9 protein-coding genes are annotated in these 6479 nt (G+C 35.6%); 3 read left to right on the top strand and 6 right to left on the bottom strand.

All coding sequences use genetic code 11. The features are described 5' to 3' along the window. Nucleotides 1-78: 78 nt before the first annotated feature. Genes BG20_RS04780 through BG20_RS04770 form a run of 3 tightly spaced genes read right to left on the bottom strand, consistent with a single transcriptional unit; the run spans nucleotide 79 to nucleotide 1230 of the window. On the bottom strand, nucleotides 79-561 hold the full coding sequence (locus BG20_RS04780) for a 50S ribosomal protein L11 (protein WP_007402813.1): 483 nt from the start codon (nucleotides 559-561) through the stop codon (nucleotides 79-81). A gap of 34 nt (nucleotides 562-595) precedes the next feature. Beyond that, nucleotides 596-1054 carry a transcription elongation factor Spt5 gene (locus BG20_RS04775; protein WP_007402812.1) on the bottom strand — a complete coding sequence of 153 codons (459 nt, stop codon included), beginning with the start codon at nucleotides 1052-1054 and terminating at the stop codon, nucleotides 596-598. Nucleotides 1055-1056: 2 nt separating this feature from the next. After that, nucleotides 1057-1230, bottom strand: coding sequence for a protein translocase SEC61 complex subunit gamma (locus BG20_RS04770; protein WP_007402811.1), 174 nt, complete (start codon nucleotides 1228-1230; stop codon nucleotides 1057-1059). Between the two features lie 39 nt (nucleotides 1231-1269). Between BG20_RS04770 and BG20_RS04765 the strand changes: the two genes are divergently transcribed. Both BG20_RS04765 and BG20_RS04760 read left to right on the top strand, forming a co-directional pair. Then, entirely contained in the window at nucleotides 1270-2046 is a 777-nt protein-coding gene (locus tag BG20_RS04765; RefSeq protein WP_010191571.1) for a D-aminoacyl-tRNA deacylase, read from the top strand. After that, nucleotides 2043-2342: a methylated-DNA--[protein]-cysteine S-methyltransferase gene (locus tag BG20_RS04760; protein ID WP_010191570.1), complete on the top strand. Its 300-nt coding sequence runs from the start codon at nucleotides 2043-2045 to the stop codon at nucleotides 2340-2342. The genes BG20_RS04765 and BG20_RS04760 overlap by 4 nt, the downstream gene beginning before the upstream one ends. On the opposite strand, the gene BG20_RS04755 is transcribed toward BG20_RS04760, so the two are convergent. Then, nucleotides 2339-2794 carry a 50S ribosomal protein L19e gene (locus BG20_RS04755; RefSeq protein WP_010191569.1) on the bottom strand — a complete coding sequence of 152 codons (456 nt, stop codon included), beginning with the start codon at nucleotides 2792-2794 and terminating at the stop codon, nucleotides 2339-2341. The genes BG20_RS04760 and BG20_RS04755 overlap by 4 nt on opposite strands. Then, nucleotides 2778-3185: a 50S ribosomal protein L32e gene (locus BG20_RS04750; RefSeq protein ID WP_007402807.1), complete on the bottom strand. Its 408-nt coding sequence runs from the start codon at nucleotides 3183-3185 to the stop codon at nucleotides 2778-2780. Before BG20_RS04750 ends, BG20_RS04755 begins: the two co-directional genes overlap by 17 nt. A 151-nt stretch (nucleotides 3186-3336) precedes the next feature. On the opposite strand from BG20_RS04750, the gene pckA reads away from it, so the two are divergent. Then, entirely contained in the window at nucleotides 3337-4935 is a 1599-nt protein-coding gene (pckA, locus tag BG20_RS04745) for a phosphoenolpyruvate carboxykinase (ATP) (protein ID WP_338032796.1), read from the top strand. On the opposite strand, the gene BG20_RS04740 is transcribed toward pckA, so the two are convergent. Continuing rightward, a partial coding sequence (locus BG20_RS04740; RefSeq protein WP_010191564.1) for a S8 family serine peptidase occupies nucleotides 4925-6479 on the bottom strand: 1555 nt, incomplete at its 5' end. The two genes, pckA and BG20_RS04740, sit on opposite strands and share 11 nt — an antisense overlap.

Genomic DNA, 6479 nt, shown 5'->3' with positions numbered 1-6479 from the left:
AAAAATAGATGGAATCCTAAATACGGAAACCTTTGTAGAGTTGCAAAAAACGGATAAAGATCCTGCTTATCTTATGCTTTAGTTTAGTTTTGAATCCCACTTGCCCTCGTTAATTTCGGCAGTGATCTCTTTTGGTGTCTTTCCTTCTACTTTGATTCCAAGTGATAGACATGTTCCAACTATTGTTTTTGCAACAGATTTTAATGAAGATGCATAAGATTTTTCTAATTTTGTCTTTGCAACTTTTACTACTGAATCAATTGTAATGTCTCCTACCCAAGCTGTTCCTGGAGTACCTGTTCCTTTTTGCACACCTGCTTCTTTTAATAATAATGCAGCTGCTGATGGAATTCCAATTTCAATTTCCCATTTTTTGGTATCAGGAAATACAGAAACTGTTACTGGTACTTTCATGCCCTCAAAGTCTTTTGTTTTATCATTGATGGCTTTGATAATTTCCATAATGTTAACTCCCAAAGGACCCAAAGCTGGACCTAGTGGTGGACCTGCTGATGCAGCTCCTCCTGTTACAAGTGATGATACTTTTTGTGCTTCAACCATGTTTATCAGCTTAATATGAAAAATTTAATCCTTCCTAAGACTCACTTGACAGTTTTAGATAGTTAGCATCGACAGTTACAGGTAGTTGGTAAGATGCATCCAGTAAAACTACTGTTGCCTCTTCCTTATCTACGTCTATTCTGGTGATTGTGGCCTTCATTCCTTTGAATGGACCTCCTGTTATCTCAATTACATCGTCTACTCCTAATTGTGAAACTGTGGATTTCTTTACTAGATATCCTTCAATGTCTTTAAACTCTAATTCTCCTCTAAGTTGTCCTCGAATGTGTCTGACTCCTTCTACTGCCATGTATGCATCACTTGGATTAATTGCCTCAATTACGACATATCCTTTTAGATTATCTACTAGTAAGACCGATTGAATGTTTAATTTGTTAGTGTTAGCTTTTGCTTCTAATAGTCTCATGACTATCTTTTCTTGACCTCCTGTGGTTCTGATTGCAAAAAGATGTGATTTAATTTCTTCTGACATTTTTATCTACCAAACGTAATTACTGAGAAGACAAACTGAATTGTAAAACCAATTGCACCAACACCTGCAATTCCTAATAATACTAATCTTAGATGCTGTGTATACTCATCACGATCTGGCTTTTTTGCCATCTTCATTGTATTGGCCATGTTTTTCAAAGTCTGCTTCGGGTTCATTGGTGGAAATTAATAAGGTGTCCTTATATCTCTTATCTCATGGAATTGCTTGTAGCATACCGCGATGACCCTGCCGGCTACAATATGGCAAAATTTCTTTCAGAAAAAATGACAAAAGATGGCGAGATTTATCGAGGAGAATATTATGATTTACTGATAATTCCAACACCTGCAATCTCAGCTGACTGGCTAGAGGAAAAATATGATTATGATGGATTTGTATTTCTCTCAAAACATGCAGCCGAGTCTGGAGTTTTAGCACTTACTTGCCACAGTACTGGCAATTTTTCAGATGCAAAGTTTGGAGGAAATCCAAAGCAGGTAGCAATACCTCATCCATTTATTCAAAAAAAATATCTTCAAGTGCTTTGGAAAAATAAATCTAATTTCTCAGATTTTCAAATCACAATTGAAGCCACTCACCATGGCCCAACTGCACTCAAAAAACCTGCAATATTTATTGAAATTGGAACTACAGAAAAACAATGGACAGATGTATCTCTGTGCAATTCCATTGCTTCTCTAGTACATCAAGTAATGATTGAAAAAATCCCATCATCACCAGTTGCAATTTGTTTTGGAGGAACACACTATCCAGACAAATTTACAGATGAGATCCTAGATGGAAAATATTCTTTAGGAACTGTAGTCCCAAAACACGCACTTGAAAATATAGATAAGAATTTGTTTTTGCATATACTGGAGCAAAACAAAATTGCAAAGACTGCATTACTTGATTGGGGGGGAATGGGTCCAAATAAGCAAAAAATAGTTGAACTTCTAAAAGATACTGATCTTGAGGTAATCCGACTTTGAATCTTGATAAAAAAATTTACAAGAAATTACTGGAGGTACCAAAAGGAAAAATCACTACATATGGCGAACTTGCAAAAGCAGTTGGAATGAAAAATGGACAGAGAGCAGTTGGAAAAATTATGAACAAAAATCCATTCCCTGTAATCATTCCCTGTCATCGAGTTGTAAAGTCAGATGGAAAAGTTGGTGGATATGCATATGGCGAAGAAATTAAATCAAGTATGCTAACTCTAGAAGGAATTCAGATAAAGAATGGAAAAATTTTAGACTTGGAAAATAGGATTTATCGATTCTAGCTTTTTCTTTTGGTGATACTTTCTTCCATTAGTAATCTCAAATGTGCCTTGTTTCTTACTGTGTTTCCGCCTACCTTTTTGTATAGAGCCCAGAATTCTGGATTTGTCAGTTCTTTTCTGTCTTTGGCGATTTTTAGCAATCTTCTCAAAGAACGAACCTTGCTAACATAGACGTCTTTCTTTCCTACTCTTGCACCTTTTCTTCCTTTTTTAGAACCTTGAGTTGTTCCTCTCTTGTTTTTCTGAGCTTTTTTAGTCTGTGCTCTTCCTTTAGAAGTTCCAACAATTGGTTTTATTGTAATTTTTTTTGCTGTAATTAGACTGCGAATGTTTTCTCTTGTAATTGCATCAGCTACGTCATCCAGATGATCAGAATCTAATCTTACTCTGTGAACTCCAACACCGGTAACTCTAGCTACCAATTTCTTTTTGGCTCTAAGATTTACTACCAATTGTTCTCACTCTTGCGTTGAAAATTTTGAATTTGTTTTCTAAAGCCTTTGCCATAATCTCTTTTCTTTTTTTAGTGCCGACACTGTGGCCAAATCTGACTCCATCTGTTTTTGGATTTAATTTTTCTAAATCATTTAATGTGTAAACTAAATTATCTGTAAATCCTGAAGGATGTAATCCCTTTGCAATTTTTGGTCCACCATAACCGACTTTGACAAGTCCTGGACGACCTCTACCACCTTTAAGTTTTCTTTGATGATGATCAACTCCTTTTGGTTTTCTCCAATTTGTTTCTAATCTAACATAACGCCAACTTTCTGGTCTTACGAAATCTGGATTCTTTCCTTTGATCTCTTCTCTTAGAGCCAACTTTTCCTTGTTGATCGTCATTAGTTTGACTCCCAAAATTTGAAATAAATACGTTCCTAGAATAAAAAATTCATAATTGGGAAAGAGATAATAAGGAAAATTAAGTCGGATCGAAATATCTCATGATTAAACCTGGGATTGTTATGATACTTGTCGATGGGGGTCACTTCCTCTGACCACGGTAGTAGGTCCAATCAACACAAACAAATTTCTAACTCAAATACATGATTTTGGAATTAAACCCTCCAAAATTCATCGTAATTTGGATGTGGATGAACTAGTAAAACTTGCAGTTGAAAGAAAAGAAGGAGTTGTAAATTCAACTGGCTCACTTTCTGTAAACACTGGAAAATATACCGGACGATCCCCTGATGATAGATTCATTGTTTTAGATGATAAAACTAGAAACACAATTGATTGGGGTAAGGTAAATCACCAATTTCCATCTGACAAATTTGAGAAATTGCTTGAAAAGATGAAACGCTTTGTTGAGAACAAAGATCTTTTTGTATTTGATGGATTTGTAGGATCTGATAAAGATACTCGTTTGCCAATTAGAGTCATAAATGATCATGCATGGCAAAGTCTTTTTGGAAGAAATTTGTTTATCCGTCCTACTGCAAAAGAGCTAGAAGAACATACTCCTGAATTTACTGTAATGTGTATCAATAACTTTGAAGCGATTCCAGCTGAAGACGGTACTAGATCTAATGTTTTCATAATAATTGATTTGACAAGAAAAATTGTTTTGATTGGAGGAACACAATATGCCGGAGAGATGAAAAAATCAATGTTTAGTGTGATGAATTTCCTCTTACCTGAAAAGGGCGTATTCCCAATGCACTGCTCTGCAAACATTGGAAAAAATGGTGACACTTCTTTGTTTTTTGGACTGTCTGGAACTGGTAAGACAACTCTCTCTGCTGATCCTAATCGTAATCTAATTGGTGATGATGAGCATGGATGGTCCGATAATGGAACATTTAATTTTGAAGGAGGCTGTTATGCAAAATGTATCAATCTAAGTCAAGAAGCAGAACCAGAAATCTGGAATGCAATTAGACCTGGTGCAGTTTTAGAAAACGTTGTAGTAAATAATGGAGTTCCTGATTACGATGATAATACCTTAACCGAAAACACACGAGTTGCATACCCACTTGAGTTTATTCCAGGTGCAGTAATTCCAAGTGTTGGCGGTCATCCCAAAGTCATTGTATTTTTAACTGCAGACGCATTGGGTGTTTTACCCCCAATATCTAGACTGACAAAAGAAGGTGCAATGTATCATTTTATGTCAGGTTATACAAGTAAGTTGGCCGGAACTGAAAGAGGTATCAAAGAACCAAAATCTGTCTTCTCAGAGTGCTTTGGAGCACCATTTATGCCTAGACCAGCTGCTGTTTATGCTAAAATTCTTGGAGAAAAAATCACCCAACACAACACAGTAGTTTATCTTGTCAATACAGGTTGGTCTGGTGGTCCATATGGGGTGGGAAAGAGAATCAAAATAAAATATAGTAGAGCCATGGTTACTGCAGCACTAACTGGAAAGCTAGACAATGTAAAGTACAATCATGATCATTTGTTTAATTTGGATATTCCAACTGAAGTATCTGATGTTCCTCCAGAAATTTTAGATCCAAAAAGTACATGGGAGGACAAAGAACTTTACAATTCATCTGCAAGAAAATTATCTGAGATGTTTGTAGAGAATTTCAAAAAATTCAAAAACGTTGCACCTGAAATACAGAATGCAGGTCCTAAACTCTAGTTGCTACTCTTCTCATTGTAATTACTCCAACAGCCCCTATTGTCATAATAATTCCTAAAACTATTGCTACTTGTCTTTGTGGAATATCAAGATCAAACAGACTAAAAGAATTCTGGTTTACCGTATTTACATCAATCGTATTGTATGCATCAAAAGTTTTACCGCTTACTCTGATTTTTGCATCAATCCAATATTTTGCATTTTCATCTATCTCAATTGATGAATCTCGTCCTGGAATAGCTGAAGTAATTTCTGTTTTTCCAGTTTTACTATTAATAACCGAAATCTTTGCAAACTCCCAATGTTCTGGTTGATACACCACAAATTTTAGCTTGCCATCTTTTTGGTTTACAGAAATTGAACCCTCAGTATAATGAATTAAAACGGGAATTACATATCTTGTACCGTCATGATTTATGATTATTCTAGTTTCATGATCTCCGTATTCTTGTCCTAGAATTTTTATCTTAAATGAAATGTCATTGTCTTTTAGAGAATTATCAAACTGGATAAACTGTGGCCCATCAAATTTTACCTCAAGTCCATCTAGTGTCCCATTTAGGAGTTTTATTTTTAATTTATTTTGAGAGACTGGATTATCTGATGATAAACTAATCACAAAACTTGGAGGGGTGATGATTAGTTTTGCATGAAATGCCTTTGCAATATCTATTCTCCCAGCACCTGCATCACTAAAGGAGAATGTATGCCCATATGCATCAGAAACAGGCTCAGATGTAGTCATCAACAATGATTTTATCTCTTGATTCCCAATTGATGGATATTTTTCAATTAGCAGGGCAGCTGCTCCGCTTACATGGGGTGCAGCAAAACTAGTTCCACTAGTAAAGTTGTATCCCCCATTTCTCTGTGTGGTGTTGATGTATGCACCAGGAGCTACAATGTCTGGTTTTATGTAAAATGGTGAAACTGGCCCTCTTGAACTAAAATGGGCAACAAAATCTGGATTGTAAAACAAATGTATCATTGCATTATTTTTTTCTTTAATTTTTTCTATGATCTCCAATCCATCATCCCTGTCAATTGATACTACTGGAATCTGTGGTACGTAACCTGGTTCTATAAAATCATGAATTAATTCACCAAGAAAAATTCCAGGTTCGTTATTGTAAACTATCAATGCTTTAGCTCCTGCATTTACTGCATTTTTTTCTTTTAAGGAAAAATATAATCTGTCGTCTTTGTTATCGCTTCCTCTTTCAACTATTACAATTGCACCTGTTGCATTGATGTCCTTGAGATCTTCTTGCTTTCCATATTTTCCAAAAATTATCTTACCTACTATTGGCTCATCTAATTTTGATGAACCCACCATGGGAATTACAGTATATGATTTCTCGTTTACTTCTAGTGTTGCAACCAAGCTTGATGTTAAATTATTATAAGTTGCACCTACTGTAATTGACTCTTCATTTCTTCCCGGACTTCCAATTGTCTGAGGTAATGGCCCATCATTTCCTGCAGCAGTAACTACAAAAATATTTTTTGCAAGTGCCTTATCTACTGCATGATCAATTGAGCCA

It is taken from the genome of Candidatus Nitrosarchaeum limnium BG20 (assembly GCF_000241145.1).
Classification (GTDB): domain Archaea; phylum Thermoproteota; class Nitrososphaeria; order Nitrososphaerales; family Nitrosopumilaceae; genus Nitrosarchaeum; species Nitrosarchaeum limnae.
The sequence above is the reverse complement of the archived record's forward strand: the minus strand, read 5'-3'. Positions and strand labels throughout refer to the sequence as shown.

Bases quoted from the DNA above. Each gene is read 5' to 3' on its own strand.
- BG20_RS04775 (WP_007402812.1), bottom strand. From the start codon at position 1,054: ATGTCAGAAGAAATTAAATCACATCTTTTTGCAATCAGAACCACAGGA.
- BG20_RS04770 (WP_007402811.1), bottom strand. From the start codon at position 1,230: ATGAACCCGAAGCAGACTTTGAAAAACATGGCCAATACAATGAAGATG.
- BG20_RS04765 (WP_010191571.1), top strand. From the start codon at position 1,270: ATGGAATTGCTTGTAGCATACCGCGATGACCCTGCCGGCTACAATATG.
- BG20_RS04780 (WP_007402813.1), bottom strand. From the start codon at position 561: ATGGTTGAAGCACAAAAAGTATCATCACTTGTAACAGGAGGAGCTGCA.
- BG20_RS04750 (WP_007402807.1), bottom strand. From the start codon at position 3,185: ATGACGATCAACAAGGAAAAGTTGGCTCTAAGAGAAGAGATCAAAGGA.